This is a genomic window from Methanospirillum hungatei JF-1, from assembly GCF_000013445.1.
GTDB lineage: Archaea > Halobacteriota > Methanomicrobia > Methanomicrobiales > Methanospirillaceae > Methanospirillum > Methanospirillum hungatei.
Genome location: NC_007796.1, coordinates 1,102,530 through 1,128,324 on the forward strand (window position 1 = coordinate 1,102,530; position 25,795 = coordinate 1,128,324).

General features: G+C 44.1%; 21 protein-coding genes and 1 tRNA gene. 3 read left to right on the top strand and 19 right to left on the bottom strand.

Going from position 1 to position 25,795, the window contains the following annotated elements; genetic code table 11:
- The first annotated feature begins 57 nt into the window (after positions 1 to 57).
- Positions 58 to 846, top strand: coding sequence for a carbon-nitrogen hydrolase family protein (locus MHUN_RS05135; protein ID WP_011448012.1), 789 nt, complete (start codon positions 58 to 60; stop codon positions 844 to 846).
- An 8-nt stretch (positions 847 to 854) separates the two neighbouring features.
- Here MHUN_RS05135 and MHUN_RS05140 read toward each other — a convergent pair whose 3' ends face one another.
- The 13 genes from MHUN_RS05140 to MHUN_RS05200 all read right to left on the bottom strand — a co-directional run bounded on the left by MHUN_RS05140 (position 855) and on the right by MHUN_RS05200 (position 19,912).
- Complete coding sequence (locus MHUN_RS05140; protein WP_011448013.1) at positions 855 to 1,628, bottom strand: hypothetical protein; 774 nt, start codon at positions 1,626 to 1,628, stop codon at positions 855 to 857.
- A gap of 49 nt (positions 1,629 to 1,677) precedes the next feature.
- Complete coding sequence (locus MHUN_RS05145; RefSeq protein WP_011448014.1) at positions 1,678 to 3,798, bottom strand: minichromosome maintenance protein MCM; 2,121 nt, start codon at positions 3,796 to 3,798, stop codon at positions 1,678 to 1,680.
- A gap of 61 nt (positions 3,799 to 3,859) precedes the next feature.
- Complete coding sequence (locus MHUN_RS05150) at positions 3,860 to 5,161, bottom strand: hybrid sensor histidine kinase/response regulator (RefSeq protein WP_011448015.1); 1,302 nt, start codon at positions 5,159 to 5,161, stop codon at positions 3,860 to 3,862.
- The gene (locus MHUN_RS05155) at positions 5,154 to 6,509 is read right to left on the bottom strand and encodes a hybrid sensor histidine kinase/response regulator (protein ID WP_011448016.1); all 1,356 of its coding nucleotides are present in this window, start codon (positions 6,507 to 6,509) and stop codon (positions 5,154 to 5,156) included. The genes MHUN_RS05150 and MHUN_RS05155 overlap by 8 nt, the downstream gene beginning before the upstream one ends.
- Complete coding sequence (cheB, locus tag MHUN_RS05160) at positions 6,506 to 7,558, bottom strand: chemotaxis-specific protein-glutamate methyltransferase CheB (protein WP_011448017.1); 1,053 nt, start codon at positions 7,556 to 7,558, stop codon at positions 6,506 to 6,508. The genes MHUN_RS05155 and cheB overlap by 4 nt, the downstream gene beginning before the upstream one ends.
- Positions 7,555 to 9,849: a hybrid sensor histidine kinase/response regulator gene (locus MHUN_RS05165; protein ID WP_011448018.1), complete on the bottom strand. Its 2,295-nt coding sequence runs from the start codon at positions 9,847 to 9,849 to the stop codon at positions 7,555 to 7,557. Before MHUN_RS05165 ends, cheB begins: the two co-directional genes overlap by 4 nt.
- 10 nt (positions 9,850 to 9,859) lie before the next feature.
- Positions 9,860 to 12,334, bottom strand: coding sequence for a HAMP domain-containing methyl-accepting chemotaxis protein (locus tag MHUN_RS17240; protein ID WP_011448019.1), 2,475 nt, complete (start codon positions 12,332 to 12,334; stop codon positions 9,860 to 9,862).
- A gap of 102 nt (positions 12,335 to 12,436) precedes the next feature.
- Positions 12,437 to 12,988 (bottom strand): chemotaxis protein CheW, encoded by a 552-nt coding sequence (locus MHUN_RS05175; RefSeq protein WP_011448020.1) that lies wholly within the window; start codon positions 12,986 to 12,988, stop codon positions 12,437 to 12,439.
- A gap of 9 nt (positions 12,989 to 12,997) precedes the next feature.
- The gene (locus tag MHUN_RS17245; protein ID WP_011448021.1) at positions 12,998 to 14,539 is read right to left on the bottom strand and encodes a CheR family methyltransferase; all 1,542 of its coding nucleotides are present in this window, start codon (positions 14,537 to 14,539) and stop codon (positions 12,998 to 13,000) included.
- On the bottom strand, positions 14,536 to 15,039 hold the full coding sequence (locus MHUN_RS05185; RefSeq protein ID WP_011448022.1) for a chemotaxis protein CheW: 504 nt from the start codon (positions 15,037 to 15,039) through the stop codon (positions 14,536 to 14,538). Before MHUN_RS05185 ends, MHUN_RS17245 begins: the two co-directional genes overlap by 4 nt.
- Positions 15,020 to 15,991 (bottom strand): replication factor C small subunit, encoded by a 972-nt coding sequence (locus MHUN_RS05190; protein WP_011448023.1) that lies wholly within the window; start codon positions 15,989 to 15,991, stop codon positions 15,020 to 15,022. Before MHUN_RS05190 ends, MHUN_RS05185 begins: the two co-directional genes overlap by 20 nt.
- 88 nt (positions 15,992 to 16,079) lie before the next feature.
- Positions 16,080 to 17,924, bottom strand: coding sequence for a tetratricopeptide repeat protein (locus MHUN_RS05195; protein WP_011448024.1), 1,845 nt, complete (start codon positions 17,922 to 17,924; stop codon positions 16,080 to 16,082).
- Between the two features lie 83 nt (positions 17,925 to 18,007).
- Positions 18,008 to 19,912: a tetratricopeptide repeat protein gene (locus MHUN_RS05200; RefSeq protein ID WP_011448025.1), complete on the bottom strand. Its 1,905-nt coding sequence runs from the start codon at positions 19,910 to 19,912 to the stop codon at positions 18,008 to 18,010.
- Positions 19,913 to 20,174: 262 nt separating this feature from the next.
- On the opposite strand from MHUN_RS05200, the gene MHUN_RS05205 reads away from it, so the two are divergent.
- Positions 20,175 to 20,246 (top strand) — tRNA-Thr (locus MHUN_RS05205).
- A gap of 139 nt (positions 20,247 to 20,385) precedes the next feature.
- Here the strand turns inward: MHUN_RS05205 and MHUN_RS05210 are convergent.
- From MHUN_RS05210 to MHUN_RS05225, 4 genes are all read right to left on the bottom strand, one after another.
- Positions 20,386 to 20,949, bottom strand: a complete 564-nt coding sequence (locus MHUN_RS05210) for a hypothetical protein (protein WP_143709367.1) — start codon at positions 20,947 to 20,949, stop codon at positions 20,386 to 20,388.
- Positions 20,950 to 21,167: 218 nt separating this feature from the next.
- Positions 21,168 to 21,332, bottom strand: a complete 165-nt coding sequence (locus MHUN_RS18940; RefSeq protein ID WP_158498166.1) for a hypothetical protein — start codon at positions 21,330 to 21,332, stop codon at positions 21,168 to 21,170.
- On the bottom strand, positions 21,322 to 21,579 hold the full coding sequence (locus tag MHUN_RS05215) for a hypothetical protein (RefSeq protein ID WP_048067304.1): 258 nt from the start codon (positions 21,577 to 21,579) through the stop codon (positions 21,322 to 21,324). Before MHUN_RS05215 ends, MHUN_RS18940 begins: the two co-directional genes overlap by 11 nt.
- Before the next feature lie 198 nt (positions 21,580 to 21,777).
- Positions 21,778 to 22,071 carry a hypothetical protein gene (locus tag MHUN_RS05225; protein WP_011448027.1) on the bottom strand — a complete coding sequence of 98 codons (294 nt, stop codon included), beginning with the start codon at positions 22,069 to 22,071 and terminating at the stop codon, positions 21,778 to 21,780.
- A 168-nt stretch (positions 22,072 to 22,239) separates the two neighbouring features.
- On the opposite strand from MHUN_RS05225, the gene MHUN_RS05230 reads away from it, so the two are divergent.
- On the top strand, positions 22,240 to 22,683 hold the full coding sequence (locus MHUN_RS05230; protein WP_011448028.1) for a hypothetical protein: 444 nt from the start codon (positions 22,240 to 22,242) through the stop codon (positions 22,681 to 22,683).
- A 415-nt stretch (positions 22,684 to 23,098) separates the two neighbouring features.
- Here MHUN_RS05230 and MHUN_RS05235 read toward each other — a convergent pair whose 3' ends face one another.
- Entirely contained in the window at positions 23,099 to 25,270 is a 2,172-nt protein-coding gene (locus MHUN_RS05235) for a phage/plasmid primase, P4 family (RefSeq protein ID WP_011448029.1), read from the bottom strand.
- Positions 25,263 to 25,643 (bottom strand): hypothetical protein, encoded by a 381-nt coding sequence (locus MHUN_RS05240; protein ID WP_011448030.1) that lies wholly within the window; start codon positions 25,641 to 25,643, stop codon positions 25,263 to 25,265. Before MHUN_RS05240 ends, MHUN_RS05235 begins: the two co-directional genes overlap by 8 nt.
- Between the last annotated feature and the right edge of the window lie 152 nt (positions 25,644 to 25,795).

Consider the following 25,795-nt stretch of genomic DNA (forward strand, 5'->3'; position numbering starts at 1 on the left):
ATGGAGATAAATGAAACTCAAAAACTCATTTTGGATAATAAAACCAGATGATAATATATGATCCTTTGTGCAGCACAGATATCACCCTGTTGGAATGATCCGGAATCCGGATTAAAAAAGATGAGACAATATGCTGCTGAGGCAGTAGAAGGAGATGCTGAGTTGATTGCATTTCCAGAGCAGATACTAACCGGTTGGGATCCCCATGATACATCATATACAACAGAAGAAACAGGAGCACTCGTAGATCAGATGCGTGAGATTGCACAAGAGGTGAGTATCGGATTAATTGGATCATATCGGGAAAAAGGTGAAGAAAACCCTTTAAACACCTGTATTGCTATCGGACCTGATGGGCGGACACTTGCGAAATATTCCAAGATTCATCTTTTTTCTCCAGCTGGAGAAGATCTTCATTACTCAGCCGGCAGGACACTGGGATCATGTACCGTGAACTCCTGCACAATTGGTCTTGCCATATGCTATGATCTCAGATTTTCACAACTCTTTCAAGCGTACCGGAATAAAGGGGTCCTCCTTATGATTGTCCCTTCAGCCTGGCCATCCTCCCGGATGAAACATTTTAATCTTTTCACAACAAGTAGAGCGGCGGAATTTCAGACCTTTGTGGCTTCTGTGAATACCGTCGGTATCACTCCTGTCGATACCTATACAGGAGGGACATGTATTGCCGGACCGGATGGAACTATCAGGGCACGGGGAAGTGATCTGGAAGAATTAATTTTTTATGATATTCACGAAGAAGAAGCACTCACTATGAGAAAAAAATTCCCGGTTCATCAGGATTATGAGAAGGTTGACTATACTGAATTACTTGCCAGATAAAAAAGGGTTTACAATATTAAAATCAGTTCACTCACTGATTCATCATATTCATCATCGCCTGGGAACCTGACCTGAATAAAGGTGGTCGTCGATCCTCCACTGGCGGTAAATTTAAAAAAGCCTTTCTCATCTGTGGTCGAGATACCAAGAATAGAAAAGTCGCTTCTTGTTCCCACCCGGTCGGATGCTTCACAAATTACCTTTTTCCCTGACAGTGGGGCTCCGTTCTCACCCATCAGTTGTCCGCCGATGGAGACCGCCTGACCAGGGAATGGATTGGAAGGGGATGCCTTTGCGGTAATTTTTGTCTTTGATTTGGCTACCTGTGGGATAATTCCGGTCTTTACCTTTGGCTCTTTTGAGATATGACCTGATACAATCTCACTTACTGTTCCTTCAAACTGGGAATTTCCATTATATCTGACTCTGAGATATTCAGGCGGTGATGCTGCCGGTCGGAAAAATGAATATGCCCCTTCAATATCAGTAGTTGCCACTGCCAGAAATTCATATTCACTTTCCGGATCATTTTCTTCCAATCGTTCAAGGGATACTTTCTTATTACCCATAACCGTACCTTCTGCATCAGTCAGGATCCCTTTCACGGTGAATGGGAGATTTTCACCCGGATCAGCAGGATCGGTCCCAATTGAAAGATGGGTCACTACCTTATCAGCAAAAACACCAGTCCCCCACCCACAAAAAACAAGTGCGATAAGGGTTGTCAGGACCACCAGAGAGAAACTGAGTGCACGTTGTGACTGCACTGGTGAACACGTCATACCCAATATCTGGTACCGCTTCCATTAACAGGATTCCCATCAAAAGGGATTATATAAGTTTAACCACATCGTGTTTTGGCTCCATTGCTTCACCGGAACGAAGCATCGCAGTAAGCTGGCGTTCCACCTCATCACGGTCAAATCCCTGCTGACGGACGATTTCTATCACATCAGGTTTATGAGCTCTGCCATTCTCATCTGCAATATCCCGTATTGCCTGCTTAATATTTCTGATAAGATCACGTTTACTCTTAGAAACACCGGTTGCGAGCATATCAATATCAAACGAACCGCTTGATGGATCATATGCTACCTGCCTCAGACAAGTATCGATAATGGTAATGACCCGATCTGCATCACTCTTTTCTATGACAGAAGAGAGTCTGATTCTGGCTGATGCCTCTGCCAGCCGGACAATTGCCTCAAGCTGCCGGGCAGTAACCGGGACCGGTTTGTTCGCATCCGCAAGGTCACGGAGTTTCATGTAGTATGCAATCAATGTTTCGCGTGCTTCGTCTGAGAGCCGGGGGAAGCAGCTTCGTTTCGCATAAGCCACATACTTTCTGAACATTGCCGGATCGATCTCCGGAGTGACCGGTTTTAGCTGTTCGGTGATATACTCTTCATCCACACCGGGGATTGGTTCACGGTTGTGTTGTGCGATAAGTTCTCCAACACTATGAGCCTTGATGATATGCTCCGCTATTGCCAGATCACGCTCATGTTCAGGTTTGTCTGTTAGGACAAAGAGGAGATCAAATCGAGACAGCAGAGAAGGGGGCATATTGATCTGATCCCCTATCGGAACAAAATCATCAAACCTTCCATACTTGGGGTTTGCTGCACCGAGAAGAGCGCATCGGGATTTTAACGTTGCCGTAATACCAGCCTTTGCAACAGAAATAGACTGCTGTTCCATAGCTTCATGAAGAGCGCTCCGGTCATGCTTATCCATCTTGTCCATCTCATCAACGCAGGCCACACCCATATCTGCCAGGACCAGAGCACCTGCTTCAAGGGTCCATCGACCGTCTCCAAACTCATCTTTAACTGCAGTGGCAGTAAGACCGGCTGATGTTGTTGACTGTCCGGAGGTGTATATTGCCCGGGGAGAGAGACGGACAACATACCTGAGCATCTGGGACTTTGCAATTCCAGGATCACCAATTAAGAGGACGTGAATATCACCGCGAAGCCTGCTCCCATCCGGCATCTCCTTTGCAATTCCTCCAAAGAGCTGAAGAGCAATTGCATCCTTGACATCATCCACTCCATAGATTGTAGGAGCAATGGAGTGTGCAATCTTCCGATAGATATTTGGATCTTTGGAAAGGGCGAGGATCTCTTTTTCATCCTCCTCACTGATGTTCACCTCTTCAAACTCTTTTTCAGCTACTTCAATAGAGTTACATTCCACATAGATATCAAATATCGTGGACTTTGTTCCGTACGAATTTCGTTGAATCGAGCGGAGGATTCCATTGACAACTATCCGGTCACCAGGTGCAGAAGTACCACAGATATCATCAATCACATCAAGATCTATGGTCTGCGGTTGTTCACCGCCACGAAGTCCCTCAGGGGACTCCTGAATTCGAAGTTTTTGAGAGTCTACAAATCGTGAAAACCGGGGAATGAGCTCAAGCTTCTTCTGAGTACATCCATCTGCCTGACACCCGTCCGGCTCTACAAAGGGACCATATGACTGAGCTTTGACGGTACGATGACCGGCAGGACATCGGAATACAGCCAGAGTGATTCGAGGTCTTACTTCGGTCGTTTTCCGGAGAATTCCCTCAACACTAATGAACTTGCCGATATGATCAGAACGGATTTCCCTGATTGCAATCTTCCTGGGGAGATTGATAAATCTGACATTAATATCTGGCTGCTCATCTTTCTTTCTGGTTTTTACAAGCCGATGGGTTCGGATAGCATCTTTGACATCTCCTATTACTTTCCCAGGGTTTTCCAAAAGTTCATCAGCAAGTTCAGTCCCGGTCTTACCAAAACTCTCAATATCGCGATAATTTATATAGAGCGAGCGTTTGTAAGGATATTCACGGGATAATTCATCGAGTTCTTTTTTATATCGTGTCTTGAGAAACCGGTGCCAGTCTGCATCACGGTCTGTAATCTCAACCGATTCTACATCTTTTCCTGGTACCATGAAGATCAGAATTACAATGCATTTTGTTCATGAAATGAGGATATGTATTTGATCCACAAGATTAAGAGAGTTTTCGAAAATGAACATGAGGAACGCTCAGAACAAAACAGGCCCCTTCTCCCTGTTTTCCATTTTCAATGATTGAAATATCGGTAATTGACAGGATTTCCCGAACGAGGAATAGTCCAAGCCCGGTATTTTTTCCATAACCGCGCCCGAAAATCTGTTCTTTATCCCCATCAGCAACGCCCGCTCCATCATCAGCAATTTTTAGTTCCAAAATACCCTCTTTCTCACATGCACTCATATGAATAGTGGTAACGTGTTCACCATGCCGAAGTGCATTATCAAATAGATTATAGAAAACCTTTTCAATGAGGGGGTCAACAAAAATTTCGTACTGATTCACATCCGGATCAACGATTACTGCGATCTGGGTAAATGTTGAACTCATTTTATGAATCAAATCTTCAAGCCGAATCCAGACCGCACCTTTTACCCCCAGTTCTTCATACAGTCTGGTAAACTCGATCTGGGCAGATAATCTGGAGAGCAGCTGACCTTCACGTTCCAGATATTCCTGAAATTGAGGATCCGGACTGTCCATTTTCGCAAGTTCATTATATGAAAGAAGAGCCATCATGGTATTTTTCATATCGTGACGGGTGATGGATGAGAGAAGCCCGAGTTTTTTATTTGCCTGTGAGAGCGATAACTCAACACGTTTACGCTCTGATATCTCATTTTTCAAATCTTCATTGATCCTGAGAAGTTCATTATTCGCATCGCTCAGCTGATCATTTACAGAAGCAAGTCTGTCTTTCGCCTCATTCAACTCATTATTTTTAGAAATTGCAATCTCATATGTAGAAAGAAGGATATTCAGAATCTTCTGACGGTTCGAAGTAATAACATGAGTACTTCCTGAAAAAAATACCGATACTCCAGGTTCAACAGATTCATCTTGATGGATGGTCCTATTTGCCAGAATGACCTTAATACGGTCAAGAAGATATGCGGCTTCATATGGCTTAATAATAAAATTATCTGCTCCACATTCAAGTCCGGAAAGCACATCCCTGGGATCAAAGAGCTGGGTTACCAAAATTACCGGGATGTTCCTGGTCTCTGGATCAGCCTTTAATGTCTTACATAATTCATACCCATTCATTTCAGGCATCATGACATCAGTCAGGACCAGAGTCGGGAGTTCCTTTTGTATCTCCTCCAGCGCTTGTCGGCCGTTATATGCCACTCTGACTTTATATCCTGCTTTATCAAGCAGATGACGTAATATTTCAGCCTGAGTCTTACTATCCTCAGCAATGAGAATTGAAACCGTTTCATTTTGAATATCAGCCATGAAGACCTCCTTTTTGGACAGGCGGAGATTCTGATATGGAATCAGTATCAGGCAGGAAGACCTGAAATGTTGAGCCATCCCCAGGTCCAGGGCTCTTTACTGATACTGTTCCTCCGTATAATGCAATGATACGCTTCACTATTGCAAGACCAAGACCATGAACTGAATGGTCATGTCGTGATTCATCGGCTTTATAAAAATCATCAAAAACCCTGCCAATCTGATCATGTGTAAGTCCTATTCCGGTATCCTGAATACTGAGTACCTGCTTTTTTGCCTCATGTTCGCAGGTAAGGGTAATACTTCCCATATCTTTATTATACATGATTGCATTCGAGACCAGGTTTTCCATAACTGTCATTGCATGAAAATGAGACATCCGGATACAAGTCCTGGGACGGATAAAATTTTTTACCGTTATCCCTTTTTGTTCCAGCAGATATGAGTGATTTCCTAATACTTCAAGTGAGATCAAATGAATATCTGCACTGGTTTTCATGTCAGAGAATGAATCAAGGGTGATGTGTGACAGTTTGAGAATCCGGTCAACCAGATGCTTCAAAACGGTAACATCTTTCACCAGGAGAGAAAGAATCTCTTTTTTTTCTTCATCTGATTCTTTCTGATATAAATACGGTAAAAATGCGTACAACGGAGTCAGGGGGGTTTTTAAATCATGACCAATCCGGGTTATGAGGTCTGTTCTCTGCATTAGAAGATGTTCAACAATCTCGTTGGTCACTGATAATGCCTGTGTTCTTTCTTCTACCAGCTCTTCGAGATGTGAGGTGAAATCATTCAGTTCCCTGGTCGTTTGTTCCAGTTCTGAATTTTTTAATGCTGCAGTCTGATAAATTGACATGAGGATGCAGAGCAGATCCTCCCGTGATGAACTTATGAGATACTCATGCCCTTCATAAACAAATGGTATCCTATCAGAATCGGACCTGTTTGAAGCGGGATGATTCGGTCTATCTGCAACAAGAGATATTTCCCTGATCAACTGCTCCCTTCTGACCGGTTTTATAATGAAATTATTAGCACCACAACAAAGACCTCTGATAATATCAGTCGGATCGGATAACTGAGTGACAAAAATAATAGGGATATGAGAGAATCGGGCATCTTTTCTGAGCAGATGACAGAAGGTATATCCATCCATCCCCGGCATGACAATATCGGTAAGTATCAGATCAAAGGGCGTATGATCAAGAACCAGAAATGCAGATGCAGGGGATTCAACCCATTCCGCCTCATACCCTTCCTGGGTAAGATAGTGTCTGATTATGTCAGCCTGAGTCTTACTGTCTTCCACGACAAGTATCCGGAACTTGTGTGATGCTGTCACAATTGCCTCCGTTCAGATAGTGATCGTAAAAACCTGGCAATTTCGACAGGAGGAAGAGAGAACATGCCAGCGTTCAGCATCTCTGCCGCACCAGGCATCCCGTATACAAATGAACTATCCCGGTCCTGGATGATAGTACACCCGCCATTTTGCCTGATCTGGAGAAGTTCTTCTGCTCCGTCTGACCCCATTCCAGAAAGAAGAATGCCTAATACATGTGATCCAAGATTTTTTGCAGCAGACCTGAATAAATAAGAAACTGATGGTCGCAAATTATGCTCAGGTGGGCTTATTGAGAATGAAAACCTAAGATCTGATGTTACTCCGGTATGTATCCCGTCAGGTGCGACATATAGTTTTCCTGGTTGTAACACCTCTCCTTCCCTTGCAATACTGACAGGAAAACCGGTTGATTCAGTCAACCACAATGCCAGGCCTTCTATAAAGCCGGGGGACATATGCTGGACCAGAACTAATGGCAGAGGGAATCCAAGAGGGAGATTACTTATAATCTCCTGGATGACCTGTGGCCCGCCAGTCGAAGCACCAATCACAATGACCCGAATATCCTGGTGAATCTGAAATGGAATCTGAATAGTACTGGCTTCTGGCTTTGGAACTTTCAGATGATTAGATCGCCTTCGAATAACTTTCACTTCAGAATACGTACGAATAGCATTCACAAATTCAGAAACTGCCTCTTCATAGTCAGGATCTCCATATGCAGGAGGTTTTCGGAAGACAGCCAGGGCTCCTGCTTCAACTGCTCTGAATGAAGCCCGAATCTCTTCAAGATTGTCAATACCGCTGACGATGATGATAGGGACGGGTGTCCGCTCCATTATCTGTCTGGTAGTTGCGAACCCATCAAGGTCCGGCATATTGATATCCATAGTGATAATATCAGGAGCAAGACGGGAAGCAAGAATGATCGCCTCCTTTCCATTCTTTGCTTGACCTATAACAGAAATATCCGGTTCCTTCTCCAATATACTCTGAAGTACCATAAGAGTTACCGGTGAATCATCCACCAGCAGTACCCGAATCATCTGCCTGCCCCTATAAGTCTAGTAATCACTTCGAGAAGATTCCCCTGGTCAAAACTGGATTTTATGATATACGCATTTGCACCGACGGTAATACCATGTTCCCGATCTTCCCTGGAGTCAAGAGAGGTAACCAGTATTACAGGAAGATCAGATAATTTCTTTTCAGAACGTATCTTTTCGGTAAGAGCAAACCCATTCATTCGTGGCATGTCTACATCTGATACCACAATATCAACCGGGAGGGTCTTGAGTCTGGTGAACGCATCAAGTCCATCAACTGCAGTTTCAACATCATACCCGGCCCCTTCAAGAATATTTTTCAGAAGCATCCGCGAAGTGATTGAATCCTCCACTACCATGATCTTTCGCCGGCCTGATAATGAAGATGGCAATTCTTGTTCAGACACTCCGATTCGGGTCTTCCCCTGCATCTCTTCTGCAATATCTTCTACCTGCAAAACCGGCACTATCAGGGCATTACTCAGAATGGCAACACCACTTACAAACCTGATATCCTTTAATTGCGGACCAAGATCCCTGACAACTATCTCCTGAGCTCCGCCAATCTGGTTTACTATAAGACCAAAACGCCTGTTTGGAGTCCTGAGAAGTACCAAAGAACGGGCATCTTCAGACTGGGGTGAGCCGGATGATAATCCAAGTACTGAGCTCAGCAAGGCAACTGGAATTGCCTGATTCTCCAGATATAAAACCGTTCTTCCCTCTATTGTGGTGATATCTGATGCATCGGGAATCATCACCCGTTCCACCTCATTAAGTGGTAAAAAGAACGGGCGGTTTTCAGCATATACTAAAATTCCTCTGAATGTCGCAAGAGTAATTGGAACGGTCAGGAGAAACCGGGTTAATTTACCAGGAATACTTTCTACATCTACAATACCCCCCACCTGGTTAATCTTCTCCTGTGCAATAGCAAGACCTAGACCTCTGCCAGATACTGTGGAAACATGTGATGATGTGGTAAATCCTGACTGGAATATCAACCGCACTTTCTCTCTATCGGTCAGGGCTTGTGCTTCATCCTCATCCAGCAATCCTTTACTGATTGCAACTGCTACTGCGGTCTGTGGATCAATCCCTTTTCCGTCATCAGAAATGGTAATGGAGATCTGATTGGCCCGGTTATGAACAATTTCAATTGACAAATTTCCTTCTGCGGGTTTTCCATCCCGTAATCTGACTTCTTCAGGTTCAATCCCATGGTCTACGGCGTTTCTGATGAGATGTATCATGGGATCTCTGATACCGTCCAAAATTCGTCTGTCTATTTCAATATCTGATCCGGTTATCCTAAGAGAGACTTTCTTCCCCTGTTCACGGGCGATATCACGGACCATTCTCGGATATGCATCAGTCAGCGATGAAAACGGAACCAGTACAACTTCCCTGATACTTTCGATAAGCTGGGTGATGGCAGAATCCATCTCACTGTGATCCTGGGTCATCGCCCTTATGGTTGAATCAAGCTTTGTCTCACAACTTCCGATGATGTCACGGGTGGTATCAATAAAGTGAAGCAGCCGGTCTAAAAAATCATTTGTTCCCTGGAACTGTCGTTTCAGATTTGCAATATCCCCTTCAACCCGGCTCAGGCTCCACCTCCATGTCTGCACACTCCGCGAGATTGATTTTAATTCAGAGAGGTGTGATCCCGCAGACATACGATAAGAAAGCAGGTCATCAGCGCTTTCATACAAAGAAGTAAGACGTTCTTCAGAGATCCGAATCTTCGGTCCAGCAATCCCTTTTCCCGTTGAAGATACTGAGAGTAGTTCAGGAGTAACCGGTTCACTTTGACTCGTATCTGGTGGAGTTGCAGGTTTCCGGATAATTGGTTTTTGAGGGGGATCTTGTGAAACTTCACGAATAGGAGGAGTTTGCGAGGAATGTACAGCTGTTTTCAACTTTTGAATAATTGGGGTGATTTTTACCTTTTTATCTCCGGCAAGAAGTAATTCAAGGGTTGTGATCACGTCATGAATCAGATCAAACTCAACCTGTCTAAGAATCATCTCACCTTTCCGGACAGAAGAGAAGACCGATTCAAGATGCTGGCATATCGTCTCAATATCCTTCAGACCGACAGCACGGGCTGCTCCTTTCAGACTATGAGTTGCACGATAGACAGGTTCTATCTCTGATTGTTGAGACCTGGAAGGGTCTTGCTCGATCACCAGTATTCCGGCAATAATCGCCTGAAGATGATCTGCTGCTTCCTCACCAAATGTAGCAAGCAATTTCGCAAGAAACTCCTCATCCTGTAGATCCATGACTCTTTTCTCAGACTCTGAACCGTTCAGTAATCTCTTTCAGACTATTCCCAAGGTCATGGAGATCGCGAGCGGTCTTTTCCACCTGCCTGCTTACTTCAAGATTATTTTGTGCAGCCGTTCTGATATTTTCCATGGCTATGGAGATCTGATCCATTCCCACAACCTGCTCCTGACTTGAAGCAGTAATCTGAATTCCGGCACGTGCAGCATCAGATATCCCCTGATTCAGAATTAAAATCGCTTCTTGTGCCTCCTTTGTCAGTTTCATACCCGTTGCAACGGTCTTGGTACCCTGCTCAGTAGAAATTACCGTCGAACTGATGCCCCGTTGAATATCAGTCAGAATGTTTCTGATATTTGTTGTTGCCTGCTTTGACTGCTCAGCAAGGGTTTTGATCTCCTGTGCAACAACACCAAATCCTTTTCCAAATTCTCCTGCCTTAGCTGCCTCAATCGAGGCATTCACCGCAAGCAGATTTGATTGTTCTGCAATATCAGTAACGCTCGCAATTATCTCACCGATTGCCTGACTCTGTTCAGACAGGCGAATGACATTTGAAGCGATAGATTCCATCTGCTGGTTGATATGATTCATACCGGTAATGATCTCTTCAACCGATGCCTGTCCGTTCTTCACAACCTGGTTAACCGCTTGTGACTTTTCTGCAACTGCCTTTGCTTTCTGATTGGTAACCTCACTTGTTTTCCGTACCTCTTCCACAGTTGCCGAAGTTTCATTCACTGCAGACGCAGTCTCTGCGGTACTGGAAGACAGCTGAGCAGTGACTGATAAAATCTCTGTGGATGCAGCAGATAGAACATTTACACCCCGGTACAATTCATCATTTATGATCGTCATCATTCTGGATAGTTCAATACCAATCCTGTTCAGGGCTTCTTTAAAGGTTACATATTCACCTTTGACATGGAGTTTCTCATCAACACGGGCAGTAAAATTCCCTGCTGCATATTCACCAGATACACGCATTGCCTCATGGACCGGTTCAATGACGGCATCAAGGGTTTTGTTCACTCCTTCCACAATCCTTCTAAAGTCTCCCTGATGGCGTGACGTATCAGCCCTTATATCAAGCCGACCTTCCACCGCTGCTTCTGAAAGCATACGGACATCGTTTATCATAAGATTGACAGCTTCAATACACTGATTCAGATTGTTCTTAATAAGAGAGAAGTCCCCCCTTGCTTCCTCAGTGATCTTATCAGGAATATCTCCATATGAAATCCGTTCAACATATTCAGCAGCAATATTCAGCGGTCCGATGATCGCATCCAGCATCTGATTAATTCCCCCAAACATATCTCTGCTGTATCCGGAATATTTGGTGATATCAACGCGGTAATCAAGATTACCTGCAATACCATTAGAAATAAGCAATTCAATGTCACGATTCCTTTCGTTAAGAATGTTAACAAGATTGTTCAGGTTGATTTTTATTTCTTCAAAAGATCCCGCAAACGGCTCAGTAATGGGCGGGGGGATAGTTCCATGGGCCATTTCATTAATATACTCAGCAGTGATCCCCATTGGTCTGACATATGCATCAAGCGTTGAATTCATTCCGGCGATGATCTTCTGAAAGTCTCCTTCATGTTTATCAGCGTCGACGCGGTATGCCAGCTCACCCTTAACTGCAGCTTCAGAAAGCGAGTGTGCATCCTCTACCATAGTAGCGATGTGAGTTCCCATGTCATTAACCGTCTTACCTAATACTCCGATCTCATCATTCCGAACCAGATCCACACGTGCAGTACTATCTCCCCGCCCAATCCTTACTGCCACATCCATAAGTTCAGTTAAGGGACTGGTAATATTCCTGGTAAGAATATACGCAACCAACAAGGAAATAATTCCAAAACCGGTTCCGACAACAAGTATAATAAGAATGAGGGTATTCTTTTCTGCTTCAGCAGCCTCTATGGTTTTTTGTGCACCATGCAGGAGTGAATCTTTAAGAGCGGAGAACGTAGCTTCAGTTGCACGTCTGGCCTCTGCATGTTCTCCCCCATTCATGATGGAAATTTTTGCTTCCCGTTCTTTCCCACTTTTTTCCAGTTCAAATACCTGGAGAGCAGCTTTTTTATATCGATCCCACTGATTCGTGAATGTGAGGAAATACTGATATTGTTCTTCATTCATACCGGCCTTTTTCATCTCTTCGATGATAGGCTCTATTTTATCTATTTCTGCTAATAATCTCTCATGATCCTGTTCCCGTTCTTCAGGGAGGGCTAGGGAACGAAATACAAGAGATCGGATCGAATGAAGCCCGACCTCGATATTTCCTACATTCATCAGAGGTACTGTCTGTTCAGAATAGAGTTGATCAACATCATCGGTCAGTTTATTTACACTCATAAGACATGTCACAATAATGAGCGACATAAGAAGAATGACGAGGATAAAGCCTCCGAAAAGTTTTTTCCCGATGTTAATGTTATTTAAGAATGAATTGATGCTCATGATTTACCACATAAATTGTTGAGATTTCTGTAACCGACAGCAATAATGATTTCTCGAGATGTCCGAATTTGGTAATGGGACAGGTATACCTTTCATCCATATTTAACGCTCCTTATCTCGTGAACGATCAACGATAAGCTTGGGATGAGTAAGAATTACCCGGCTGTTTATCAGGATGAGAGGACCAGGAAACACACCGATCAGAAATTCCTTTCCAATACCCCGGATTGTGTCAGGAGGAGGAGTCAGATGAGAAAGGTTTTGCCATGAAACACCGTCCACTTGATCTGCAAGGACTGCAAATTCCATCCCCTCTCCCGAAAGAACGATAATTTTATTGTAATCAGAGAGTCCCTTTCTTGGGAGGTCAAAAAAAACTCGTAAATCAGTAACTGAAATGACACGGCCTCTGATACTGATAATCCCTAAAATAAAATCAGGAGTACCTGGAAGAGAAGTTAAATGACGAAGTTGGGTTACTTCTCTCACATACTCCATGGATACACAATACCGTTCACCATTGAGCATAAAAGAAAGAACTTCAACTCCTTCTCCCATCTTCTCTTCTTTTTCCAGAGGCTTTGCCAGTATACGGGCACGCTCCAGTAAAATTTCAGACTCGTCGCGGTTATCCTGGTTTAACATCTGTTCCATAATGAAAAATCATCCCCCGAGAAGCATCTGAATCATATCTTTCATCTTCCGAGCAGGTATTCCCTCTGTCTCTTCAAGGATCGTATCTTCATCCTTTGAATCCAGAATATGAATCGCCAGTTCATAATGATGCCTGGCGAGATCAGGCCTGCCTGTTTTTTTATAAATCCCTGCTATAGCAAGATGGGCGGGAAGATAATCAGGAAATGCATATAACGATTGTCGAAGTGACTGAAGAGAGTGATTGTACAGCCCCTGTTCATCAAGAACTGCTGCCTTTAACAGATATGGCCGGGGATTTAAAACATCTGCAGCAATAAGCCGGTCACTCCAGCCAAGTGCCTTATCATATTCTCCATTTCCTGCGTACGCCCTGATTAATATCTCCATCTGCCTGATCCAGTGAGGAGAAGACTGAGGTGCGGATTGGGAGATCATCTTACCGGCCTCTTCAAGACGGTTCTCGGAAATAAGACGATCGAATCCCTCATCATCAGGTTCGAGAAGATAGACCACCCCAGAAGAATCACCAGGTTTATTCTCTTCATCCAGAAATATGTCACCAGGAAAGTCGGGTATATCATGAATATCCGGTTCATGAAAAAGATCTCCTTCGATCACCCTTGTTACCGGTACGGATTCATCACTATAGAATGTGGTAGATAAGGATGGAGAAATTTTTTCAGCAGCGACTAGGTTGTTCTGATCAACCTTTTCATGAAGAAAAACTGAGCCATGGTGATGCATCCTGATAAACTGACCCTGGACTATCCCTATTTCCTGGGGAGAAACAATGAGGAAACCTCCGGTCCGAAGGGAGGTTACCAGATGACTGACGACTTCACCTGATTGTTCTGGTGAAAAATACATGAGGACATTTCTGCACAGAATGAGATCCAGGGATGACGGTCCCAGAGCATTATAAAAGGAAGAGTCATGAATTAAATTCATCCGTTCAAAACGAACCATGGTTCTGACAGAATCATCAATTTTCATCCGGTTGTCTGGAGTCGGAGAAAAATATGACCCAATCGGAATAAGTGGATCATCCCTGAAAGACCATCGGGAATAAAGGCCTTCCTGGGCACGATTGAGCATATGCTGGTTAATATCAGTCGCAAGTAAGTAAATATCCCAGTCATCTACGTCTACAAGCAGATACCGGAGCAGGATTGCAAGGGAATAGGGCTCTTCCCCGCTACTGCATGCAGCACTCCAGATCCGAAGATATAATTTGTGTTCCTGTCTTCGTGACCGGATGAGATCAGGAAGCAATGAATCGCGGAGGAAAAGAAAGAGGTTCTTATCCCTGAAAAAGTAGGTCTCTCCAATGGTAATGTAATTAACCAGGATTTCAAGGAAACGAACCTGAAATGATGAATCATTCACCTGCTGAACACAGGTTTCGAGGGGAATTTTCAGATCAGTGCAGGCAGAAGCGATGTGTCGACACAGATCATGGGTATGCCGATCATCAAACAAAATCCCGGTGTTAGCTAGGATAAAATCCCTGATTGTCCCGATAGCTGCTTCATCCAGAACATCGCTCATAAATCAAGATATTCCCTTATGGCACTGATTTTCTCCTGATCTTCAATACCCAGCAGATCTTTCGGATGCGAAATAATCAAAAGACCATCATCACACCGGTATATGCCGGTGATGCCCTTCATGCCAGCACAGAGCTGTTCAGGAGAGATGACCTCATCCTCAATATGATATACCCCGGAGATGGTTTCTGCAATAATCGCCATATGTCGCTCCTCCTTGACGATGATTAAAAAATCCTGAATGGCAGGTGACTTCTCATCAAGTGAGAGATATCTTCTGAAGGAGAAGACCGGAAGGACATCACCATGATAATTGATAATCCCGACAATGCCACGGGGAGGATCATCCACCGGTGTTATGGCAACCATACGGATGACATGATCCAGAAGGACAGCAGGAATACCAAACCGTACATTCCGGACAGTAAAAACAAGGATATCTTTAGAATCTTCACAGACTGAAGATTGAGAAAAACTGGGATTACCGACTGTTCCTACCACCGTACATCACAAATTTTGCAATAAGGGATTGCATCTGGATATCACTTCCGGCTCCTTCTGATAACCGGAAATCCGTCTCTCCGAGTGAATCAATAAGCCGGACCTTCACCGCCTCGGGGAGATCCCGTTTGACCACCGCACGGTATAACTGACTAATGAGCTCCTGAGGGGCAATGCCACGGTCATGAAGTAAGGCCTGAAGAGAACTCCCCGCTCCCAGAAAATTACCGGCAAGACTGAGGTCAATAAGGTCATCAATCTCTTCCGGACGTGCCGTTGCTGTTATTGCAAAGATCATATCCGGACTGATATCCCTGCCAAGAATCGCTGCACCCTGCAATGCATTAATAGCTTTCCTCATATCTCCCTGAGCGACGTAAAATATTGCATCAATGACTTCTTCTGTCACCGTGAGGTTTTGATCAGCACTTATCCGTTTCACCATTTCAGAAACAGCCTGTCGCCCGAGCGGTCTGAAGCGGTAAATTGCACATCTGCTCTGAATGGGATCAATAATTTTCGCCGAATAGTTACAGGAGAGAATAAACCGGCACGTTTGTGCATAGGTCTCCATTGTCCGGCGAAGAGCAGACTGTGCATCAGTTGTCAGGGCATCAGCCTCATCAAGGAAGAGAATTTTAAATGTTGATCCGCCAAAAGGCGAAGTCCGGGCAAACTGCTTGATCTGATTTCTAACGACATCGATACCCCGTTCATCAGATGCGTTCAGTTCGCGGAAATTCATCTGCCAGTCTTCACCAAAAAATTCACGTGCCAGAGCAACTGCAGCGGTTGTCTTCCCGGTTCCTGCATTTCCGGTAAAGAGCAGATGCGGCATCTCACGCTTCGCTACATATGAACGAAGCCTTTCAATTATCTCCTGTTGTCCGATGATATCTTCCAAAACCCGTGGCCTGTATTTCTCTATCCAAATGGCGTGTGTCTCTTCCATCTTCCTAATATCCTCCGGACGTAAACCAGATTATTTGTATAGGCATCCCTCCATTGATCTGGAATGATGCCCATTCTTACTCTATATATTACTGATGTTCATCCGATATAGGTTCTTCAGATTGATCTGAAGAAGACCTGCCGATGAGAATATCTGTGCATACTTTATACCCATCCTGTGCTCTGAGATCTTCCGGATCTAGGGTAAGTGTCCGTTCATAGCAGATACGTGCTGCTGCCTCTTCACCCGCCAGAAGCAGGACATCCCCTAAATTTCTCCAGCCATCCGGATTTTCAGGGTCCAGAGTGGTGACACAGGTCAGACTTATCCGGGCTTTATCATACTCTTCCGCATGGATCTCTGACATCCCCTTTAGAAGAAATGCATCAGACCAGTCAGGATTCAAAGAGGCTGCCTGTGCAGCATTTACTGCAGATTCAGCAAATTGCCCGAGTTCAAATAATACCCGTGCACGGGAAAGCCAGATCTCAGCACTATCAGGTATACTGGTAACCGCCCGGGTGAAAAATTCGAGCGCCCGGTCTGGATCCCCTGACTGTTCACAGGCCTGACCTGCAAGGTATGCCAGATGCCCGTCAGCAGGTCTTTGATGTAAGAGCAGTTCAAACTGCTCCGCAGCCTTTTCAAATTCCTTAATCTGGGCAAGTAATGAGGCATACCGAAACAAAATCTGATAATCTTCTGGTTTATTTTCAAGTAGAGCAGACAATAAAGTTCTGGCCTCTTCAAACTGTTCTGAATGCACCAGCAGATCGGCAAGTACGAGTGAGATCTGAGTTCCATTATACTGATCCAGCCATTTATACAGAATTGTAACAGCCTTATCAACCTCTGAAAGATGCCAGCCCCATACGCGGGCAAGGGTTGTTATCCAGAAGGAATTATCCGGATCTTCTCCTCTCTCTTTTTCACAGAATGACACCAGATCATCCCATCGTTGTAGATGGTATAAAGATCGTGCATATCCTTCGGCAGCGTTTGGATCGCCGGGACGCTGCATCAGAACTGAATCAAAAACATCCAAAGCATCCTCGTACCGGTTACATGCCCCAAGGACCCGGCCATACTGGAGCAGAATATCTGGTTCATCCGACAATAATACTGCTTTCTCAAGGGATGCAATTGCTTCTTCATGGCGGTCCAGAGTACTGTATACAAGACCGAGGAGCAGATGAGGGAGGTGGCTGTCTGCATCAAGCCGGGAAGCCATCCGGAAAAATGATACTGCCATGGAAAGATCATCCCGTGAAAGATAAAGCATCCCTTTTTTTAGCCAGGGGATGACCTGTTCAGGGTCAATTTCTATGAGCCGGTTATAACACCAGAGTTCATCCTCCCATCGACCCATCTCCTCATAGAGCCTGGCACAATAAAACAAAGTTTCTGTATTATCAGGATCATAGTCGAGGGATTCGCGAAACCATCGTTCGGCCTCTTCAGGTTTATCAAGTTTATGAGATATCAAACCCAGATAGGTCCGGATTTCCGGGTTATCAGGATCAAAAACCAGTGCCTCAGTAAATGAATCTGCAGATTTATGATAATACCCCGAGTCATACCACATCTTTCCAAGTTCAATTCTGGGTTCCGGTCGGAGAGGTTCTAATGCAATGCACTTGGTAAAGTATTCTTCTGCTTCACTGAGATCTCCTCTCTTGAGTGCAATTCGTCCAATCTCAAAGCAGACATCAGCTTTCTCCGGGAACCGGGAATGGAGATTTAAAAACAGGTCTCTGGCTTCATCAAATTTTCCAGACAGATGGAGAGTGTACCCTTTATTATACCACGCAACAGAGTCCTCGGGATCTTCATCGATAATCATCTGAATGCATGAGAGAGCCATATCAAATTCTTCACATTTTGCATGATAAGCGGCTCTCTGCATTATCAGTTCTTTTTCATTCGTGTGCATACAGGACCTGACATGCAGGATATGTCCTGCAGATGATTGTACCTATCAGCACCAGAATAATTGAACTTTCGGAAAAAAAAGAATTAGCTGGAGGATGCAGGGGTTCCTTCCCCAACCTCTTCAGTTACATTTGTTTCTCCATCAGACTGTGACGGAGTGACATTTCCGCCTTCAGGATTCTCAATAAGCTCCTTGAGGTCAAGGGCATATTTGAATTCCTGATCATAGGAGAGGGCCTTATCGACTGCGGCCCGTGCCTCATCCATCTTGTTCAGTTTGTAGAGAGCAAATGCCTTCTGTGCCCACAGGTCAGCTTTGGTATCATCAAGTGCTATTGCTGATTCAAATGCCTTCAGAGCTTCTTCGAAGTTCTCCTGGGTGATTAATGCCAATCCCTTTGCAAGATATGCACGTGGACTTGGTTCAATCGCGACTGCCTTATCAAATGCTGCGATCGCCTCATCGAGCTTGTCCAGTTTTACAAGAGTGGTTCCCTGGTTATAGTAGTATTCTGCTTCAGAGTCAGAGATCTTTATCGCTTCATTAAAGGCTTTCAGTGCTTCCTCATAGTTTTCAAGCTCATTCAGGACAACACCATAATCATTCCATGCGACCGCATTGGTTGCATTGAGTTCAACAGCCTTTGCAAAGGCTTCTGAGGCCCCCTGATTATCTTCATTCTGAACACGTGCCAGTCCAAGCGTATAGTATGCCTTAGAGCGATCATCTTCAGTCATCTGAGATGCATTGAGTGCAGTTGCCTGTTCAAGTGAGTCAGCAGCATCCTGGTAGTTTTCAAGTTGATATTGAGTCAGACCTTTCAGGTAATATGGATCAGCAAGATCAGGTCTCAGTTCAATCATCTTGTCAAGTGCTGTTGTTGCTTCATCATACGAGCCTTCGTCACTTAACAGACCACCAAGATAGTACCATGCATCAGCAAGATTCGGATTTAACTCAGTTGCAGTTCTGAATTCTGCAATCGCTCCTGATCTGTCGCTCTGGTCAATGTATACCTGTCCCTTCCAGTAATGTGCAACACCCATCTGGGGATCTGCTTCTGATGCTGCAGTAAATGCTTCCATTGCTCCGGTTAGATCTCCCTGGTCATAGAGAACCCGACCCTTGTAATAGAGCGCGTTTGCATTGTAGGGGTTCAGTTCAACTGCCTTGTTAAAGGCGGTAAGTGCTTCATCAGGATTGTTCCGGACTTCAAAGAGGATACGTCCCTTCCGGTCCCAGACATCAGAATCGCTTCCGACGGTCAGGAATGGTTCAGAGTAATCTCCCTCTATGGTGAGTACCTGGTTAAAGGTTGCTTCTGCTTCATCAAATTTACCCAGTGCACTTTCTGCAATACCTTTTGCATACAGGGCATCTTTAAATTCAGGATTCAATTCGATTGCCTTCTCATATGCAGTCAGGGCTTCCTCTGGCTGACCAAGATCAGAGAGTGTAATTCCTTTCCAGTAATATGCACGGGAACCATCAGGCATAAGTTCAATAGCTTTATTGAATGATTCAAGTGCAGATTCTGAGTCGGTATTGAGAAGCTGCGCAATACCATAGTTCGTCCAGATTCCTGGATCATCGGTTTTAACCTCCACAGCCTTCGTCAGGGCTTCAAGTGCCGGGACCGGGTCGGGTTTTTCCTTTCCAACGAGGTATAGGTATCCGATATTGCCCCATGCAACTCCGTTTTCAGGATTTAAATTGGTTACATTCTGAAATGCGTAAATTGCAGATTCAACATCACCGGTCATCAGGTAAGATCCACCAAGTTTGGAGTATGCCTGTTCATTCTGTGGATCTTCTTCGACTGCTTTTAAAAAGTTGGAGATAGCTTCTTCGTAGTTTTCATTCTCAAGAGCGGTGAGCCCCTGATCATACCACCCGGATCCCGTTGCATTCTCTTCTGCTACAACTCCTGCAGTCAGCACTGACAGGAAAAGTAACGCAAGAACCGGGAGTATTGCTCCGATCTTCATGCCATATATATCACATAGGAGGGAGAGAAATAGTTTCTTCTTTATTATTTTTATAGAGACCAATCAACAATATACCGGCTTATTTATTGTATGAAAGATATATTTTTAAATGAACTTTCATTGAGAAAAATATACGTGATATTGGTCTGAAATTTTATCCTTCATCGAAAAGATTGACAGGATGATTGTTGATTATCGCGAAAATCCAGACCTTCGATTTGGGATATTTTTTAATATACATCATGCGTATAGTACGGGGCACGCCGTTGTGGCTTAGCGGTATAGCGGCTGATTCGTAATCAGCAGGTCGGGGGTTCAAGTCCCCCCAGCGGCTCTAATACCGAAGTATAATGCCCTAAACATATATTGTCTCGTTCTCTCAAAAGATAAACCCATATCTTCACGATATCAGAAAGTTACTATCAAACCATATCAACTATAGGCTAAAAAAAGATAGGCACTTCTAGGGTGCTCTATGACAACCTTAAGATTGCACGATACCACGAAGGCCGGATGTTCACCAATGGGTGTTTCTCATTTCCTATCTTATTGAATGAACCTATAGGCATACCGATCTTCTGTGCTGCTTCCTTCTGCATGTGACCATGGGAAACAAATCTCTCGATACATTTGATCATCTCTGCCCGCATACTCGGAGTTATGGGTATAGGCTCATCATCTCCCGGTATGGTTGTCTCCACTGTTGGTATAACCTCTTCCACTGTTGGTATAACTTCGGGTATGACTTCCTCAACTATTGGAGCGCTCTCTTCTACTGTTGGTATAACTTCGGGTATAACGTAGGTATGACTTTCCAATACTTCTTCACGCCATGCCTCCAATGTGGAAATGCGTTCCTTAATCTCTTCCAACTCACCGGGAGATATGGAAGGTATAACTGCGGTATGATTCGGTATAACCTCGCCATAGAGAGCCTTCCTGATTAATTCACATATGGTTGTGCTGAAAGGTTTGTCTCCTGTATACTCCTTGACAGCATTATACAGTTCATCTGGCATACTGATTGCGGTCTTCATCTCTTCACCTCTGGTATAACCATAGTATGACTCGGTCATACTTAAGGCTTTCATACCGTCAGTTATACCAAGTTATACCCAAACAAAAAAAGAATTATAATTCGTGCTCTCCCATTTCACCAGGTATGGGTGCATCTCTAGCAATTCCCAGCCGTTCTATCCGGGGGATTTCTGACCGGAAGAATAGGTGTCTGCTTGCCCACTCTCTAGTGTGCTCATCAGATTGCAACGTAACCACCTGTCCCCGGCTTTACAAGTATCGTTCCTACAACGCGGGCCGATCCTTTCCTAAAAACTGCACGCTCAAGAACCACAGAGAAGGCGGCCTCATTATATGCCTCCTCAAGGTCTGATAACCGCCTCTGGATGGATTCAAATCTCATTGAACAGCCCCGAATGTTTTTGTAATTTATCCTGAAGACTGGTATGACTCCACTCTTCAAGCAGTTCAAGGTTTTTGTGATAGCGTTCCTCACGTGTTTGTAAGGTTGCATCACTTGACCACACAGAGGGATATACATCTGTCAGCAAGGTTACCACTTCCTCATGGCTCCTGCCCTTCCTACCAGGAGACACAGTCTTTCGGATGTTCTCAAGTGCTATCAATCGTTTAAGTGTATTTGGGTTCATACTCGTTCAAATCTCCCGGTTTTTGCGTTAAATGAACCAATCGTGAGTTTTTCAGCCGGACTTGAATTTTGAATTGCAACAGCACTTCGGACCATCAGAGCACTATAACAGGCCATACATCTCGATAAACAGATATTCGTGCCCGATGCTTGACAGAAATTCTTATCCAGTAATGGAACTTTGAATCCACAATATTTTTTATATTGAGTCATGATTTCCTTCCTCCAATTTTGATAATCTCGTTTCTATTTCGTCCAATTGAAGATCCTTCAGTCCTGCAAGCGCTGTTGATGCTGCCATAATTGCAGTCCGGAGATACTGAATCCGAATCTTATCTGCTTCTGGATCTCGAATCCGGCCTTCTCCTGAAGTTTTCTTGCAGCACAGTCTGATGATTTCACTCAAAACTTTTAGGATTTCTGACCGTGACATACTGTGACACGGGGGGATCACATCTGTTTTTTGGAAGTTATAGACAACTTTTTCAGACATATAAACGCCTCTTTAAGTTTATGTTATTTTAAGCGCGCGATACATGCGCGTTAACCGCTGTTTATAAATACGCGCGCATCTAATATTAATGTAGCGCGTGGAGACCGTGCCTGTGGTCCCTTCATCCCCACAGGCGCGCCCGCGCGCTTACTTCTAGAAGGAATTTCTATGTCTGAACTTAATATAAAATCTCAAGAAATATACGGCCAAATCGTTAAAGCCGCTGATGCTGCGTGTAAAACGTTTGTTGACGCAGCCGAATTAGTTAGAAATGAAACCAAGGCTGAAACACGCATTGAATGCCATGAGGCCTTCTTAAAAGCCTGTGATTCATTCCGGGCAGGCTGGGGGCTTCCGGGGGGGCAGCCCGATATTGACGGTATACCAAAACTCACTGAAAGGAAAAGAACAGCATACAAACGTCTGTTAGACTATACGAGTTGTATACAGTGGTTTTCAGCAAATCGTAAAGCAAAATTCGATGAATTCAAAACCATTTGTGAAAAGAACAATATTAAAGACCCGGAACAGCAAAAGGTCTTATTTGCGGTTTGTATCTTCGATGTAAGAACATTAATCAAATTAGTCGATGAAAACCAAGATTTACGCTGATATCTTGATTTGAGGCTCGTTCTACCATATTTATCTATCTCCAAAAACCACCATCTTTTTTTATCTCCCTCGAAAGTGAGGGAGTTAGAATACCCGACTTTTCGGGGATTATGGATCTTCAAATCAAAAAACCAGCAGTGTGGGGAGATATAACCATTTTGTGTGTGTGTGTTCGTTTTTCAGGGCACATAGATCACAAGTGCCCCAAGTGCCCTGCTTTTTTTTCGATAAGTGCCCTAATTTTTTATGACCATATAAGGTTTTTTATTTGCTTTTATTGCCAATATTTTTTTTATTTTATTTCTTTAATATTATTATAGGGCACATAGGGCACTTGTACTAAGTTAAAGTTGTATGTAAAAAAATGTTATATAGGGTTAACTTAGGGTATGTGCCCTATGTGCCCTGATCCGGGTTACTGGATAGAAATTCCCTGCAAATATCTAACTCCGTTTGACTTTACGCCATCTTTAACCCCGTGTTTTTTTAGCAGGGCACTTGTGAATTTTCGGGGCACTTCAGGGCACATGTCGACACCACCACACCACACAGCATAATGGTTATACAGGTCTTTTCTTGAAATTTTACCGCTTAAGGTGCAACAATCTTCAATAAAACACGATATACTGTCGTTTTCCTTCCGGACTGATTCACAAGCCGTTTCGATTGCAGCAGCCCGGGTGAGCCGACCAAGCGCCTGATAGCGCTTCAGGCCTTCCATGCACCAGCAGAAGATACCTGCCGATTCAGCCTTGAATTTGTCAAGTATATCCGGATCGCGGTCTTTTGGTTCGAAATAATGATTGAATGGCACCAGCCAAAGCCTATTCTCAATGGCTTTATCCCAATCGTTAAAGCGTGGTATGGGGTTCATTTGCAAAAATATTACAAATTCGGGTGTATACTCAAATATTTCCTGTCGAAGAAACCTTGCCGATATGGTATCATTGCCAGAAAGGCGTTTTATAATCGATTCATCAAGAACGGAGCCATTACCGGTTTCAGATGCGATAACCAGACGTGAACGATACAGCCGAGCCAGATCAGGGCTGGGATTTGATCCTGAATTGGTGTAACTCGGAGTGAGGAACGTCTTAAAATCAGCAGTTTTAGCATAATCGCCGTGTAAATGCTTCAGAAGGTCAAGGGTTTTGCCTTTGCCATTTCTCCCCGAACCATGACAAATAACGAAGATTTCATCAGGATTACCTGAAAGGAACGAGTATCCACATAATTCCTGAAATGAACCAATCAAACTCTGGTCATTCAAAAATATGGTCTGTATGTGCTTTTCCCAAACAGGACAAGAAGCATTAGGCTCATATGAGAAATTGCCACATTTTGTGAGCATATCCGCCTGGAGATGGTCCCTGAATTCATGACTGTGAAGGTTATATGTTCCATTTTTTAAGTTGAACAAGTCTGGCTTATTATCAAACGATTCAGGAACATCAGCGACCAGTGCAGCAGCAGAAGTTAAAAGCGCCTGTATTTTAGATGCGCTTTCGGATGCCCGAGCCCAAGAAACCAATTTCTTTCGTAAGTCGTCCTCTTCGATTTTTGAGGCTTCAACATACAGCGATCGAACGGTCTTATTGGCAAGTTTGCGGATCTCTTGCTTCCGGTCTTCCCGCCATAAATGACCATCCCAGATAAACCATTTTTGCCATGCTGGTATGAATTTGGTGGTTTCACCATGCATATCGAAGAAGCGCTCACCATTCCCTAAATCGGTTAATGGGCGCCGCTGGTTGGGTTCATATCGAAGGGCACTTCGGGCTATGCGTTGGACATCCGCCTCATCCAATGTTGGTATACACCGATTATTATTCGCGTCTGAAAGCATCCGAAACAGTTCTGATTCATCTGTGATCCCCGTGCCCACTAAACGGCCGGCCAAAGAAATTAAGGCGTTGTTTCGTTCACCGTCTTGATATACTTCGTTTTTATAGAGTTTTGGGATTGAATCCCTTTCTTTTTGGTTTTGTTTGTGACTGCCATCGTCGTATTTTATGTCATCCCGAAATGGTCTGATTATACGCTTAAAATCTCCCGGATCTGGCAGTCTCCGAGGTGCTGATGCGTTTACAACACGATAAACCCCTTTGTCAGTTCGGCTTCCTGCGCCAACCACGAAGCCACGACAACCAGCCATATATATCTCGGCAAGATGAAGACCTTTTTTTCTTTTCCCGTCGTGATTTTCTTCAAATTCATAGAGGATTATCTTTTTAGTGCCCAATTCGGCGCAATAAAAATAAATGTGGTATCCCCCGGAAGGCGTCCGAACAGTGAGGCTATCGCCGATGTAATCAATGACCTCTCCGAGCTTTTCCGGTTCATCAGCGTCTAAAATAACGAGATCGCCCTGCGGTATAATTCCGTAATTGTTGCCGTTTTTAAACCAATAGTGGATACCACGATAATCGAGCGGATGATTGTTTTCGTTTTGCCATTTGTCCCCGATAGGTTTCTTTATACCCGGTTTAACAGGAATGACACGAATATTATCACCAAGAGCCATGATTTCAGGAGGGATGCATGTTTCCTCTTCAGAATGGTTCTGAACGCTTACCGCTTCAGTCATGGCGATCAACCTTCCTGATCAGGGCAAGAACTTTCAGCATGACTGGAAGCGCTTCATTCCATTGTCCGATAGGAAAATAAACATCATTTCTTCCTATTTTGTGATGCGAGCAAAGATCGCCACAAATTACAGGAAGCATTAAGGGTTTCTTTCTGCTAGCGAAATGAAGATTTATGGCATTTGCAAAAGCCATTGCTGCTTTTCGCTCTTCCTGCGATGGAAAGTCATATTTTCCTCGCATCAAGCGAGCCCAAATCGCTGAAGCATTTTGAGCGAAACGCTTATTGGCTGAAACGTGTAATATATGATTACAGCGTGAGTGTTTGTTTGTCTTCTTTTGTGGTGAAAGAAGGCACTTTTTTTTCTCGATCATATAAGTTCAATTAACCCCCGCCGTTCGGCTATTTCTGCAATTTTCTGATACAGTTCAGGTAGTGCTCGAAGGCATTCACGAGATATACGTTTTGGCTGTTCAGGCTGATTGTTTTCCATTGGTGGCCTCCATACCCGTTTTTAGAAGTTCTT

What these genes read in the sequence shown, in the direction of transcription:
- MHUN_RS05135 (WP_011448012.1), top strand. Translation starts at nt 58, where the DNA reads ATGATCCTTTGTGCAGCACAGATATCACCCTGTTGGAATGATCCGGAA.
- MHUN_RS05140 (WP_011448013.1), bottom strand. Translation starts at nt 1,628, where the DNA reads ATGACGTGTTCACCAGTGCAGTCACAACGTGCACTCAGTTTCTCTCTG.
- MHUN_RS05145 (WP_011448014.1), bottom strand. Translation starts at nt 3,798, where the DNA reads ATGGTACCAGGAAAAGATGTAGAATCGGTTGAGATTACAGACCGTGAT.
- MHUN_RS05150 (WP_011448015.1), bottom strand. Translation starts at nt 5,161, where the DNA reads ATGGCTGATATTCAAAATGAAACGGTTTCAATTCTCATTGCTGAGGAT.
- cheB (WP_011448017.1), bottom strand. Translation starts at nt 7,558, where the DNA reads ATGATTCGGGTACTGCTGGTGGATGATTCACCGGTAACTCTTATGGTA.
- MHUN_RS05165 (WP_011448018.1), bottom strand. Translation starts at nt 9,849, where the DNA reads ATGGATCTACAGGATGAGGAGTTTCTTGCGAAATTGCTTGCTACATTT.
- MHUN_RS17240 (WP_011448019.1), bottom strand. Translation starts at nt 12,334, where the DNA reads ATGAGCATCAATTCATTCTTAAATAACATTAACATCGGGAAAAAACTT.
- MHUN_RS05175 (WP_011448020.1), bottom strand. Translation starts at nt 12,988, where the DNA reads ATGGAACAGATGTTAAACCAGGATAACCGCGACGAGTCTGAAATTTTA.
- MHUN_RS17245 (WP_011448021.1), bottom strand. Translation starts at nt 14,539, where the DNA reads ATGAGCGATGTTCTGGATGAAGCAGCTATCGGGACAATCAGGGATTTT.
- MHUN_RS05190 (WP_011448023.1), bottom strand. Translation starts at nt 15,991, where the DNA reads ATGGAAGAGACACACGCCATTTGGATAGAGAAATACAGGCCACGGGTT.
- MHUN_RS05195 (WP_011448024.1), bottom strand. Translation starts at nt 17,924, where the DNA reads ATGCACACGAATGAAAAAGAACTGATAATGCAGAGAGCCGCTTATCAT.
- MHUN_RS05200 (WP_011448025.1), bottom strand. Translation starts at nt 19,912, where the DNA reads ATGAAGATCGGAGCAATACTCCCGGTTCTTGCGTTACTTTTCCTGTCA.
- MHUN_RS05210 (WP_143709367.1), bottom strand. Translation starts at nt 20,949, where the DNA reads ATGAAGACCGCAATCAGTATGCCAGATGAACTGTATAATGCTGTCAAG.
- MHUN_RS18940 (WP_158498166.1), bottom strand. Translation starts at nt 21,332, where the DNA reads ATGAGATTTGAATCCATCCAGAGGCGGTTATCAGACCTTGAGGAGGCA.
- MHUN_RS05215 (WP_048067304.1), bottom strand. Translation starts at nt 21,579, where the DNA reads ATGAACCCAAATACACTTAAACGATTGATAGCACTTGAGAACATCCGA.
- MHUN_RS05225 (WP_011448027.1), bottom strand. Translation starts at nt 22,071, where the DNA reads ATGTCTGAAAAAGTTGTCTATAACTTCCAAAAAACAGATGTGATCCCC.
- MHUN_RS05230 (WP_011448028.1), top strand. Translation starts at nt 22,240, where the DNA reads ATGTCTGAACTTAATATAAAATCTCAAGAAATATACGGCCAAATCGTT.
- MHUN_RS05235 (WP_011448029.1), bottom strand. Translation starts at nt 25,270, where the DNA reads ATGACTGAAGCGGTAAGCGTTCAGAACCATTCTGAAGAGGAAACATGC.
- MHUN_RS05240 (WP_011448030.1), bottom strand. Translation starts at nt 25,643, where the DNA reads ATGATCGAGAAAAAAAAGTGCCTTCTTTCACCACAAAAGAAGACAAAC.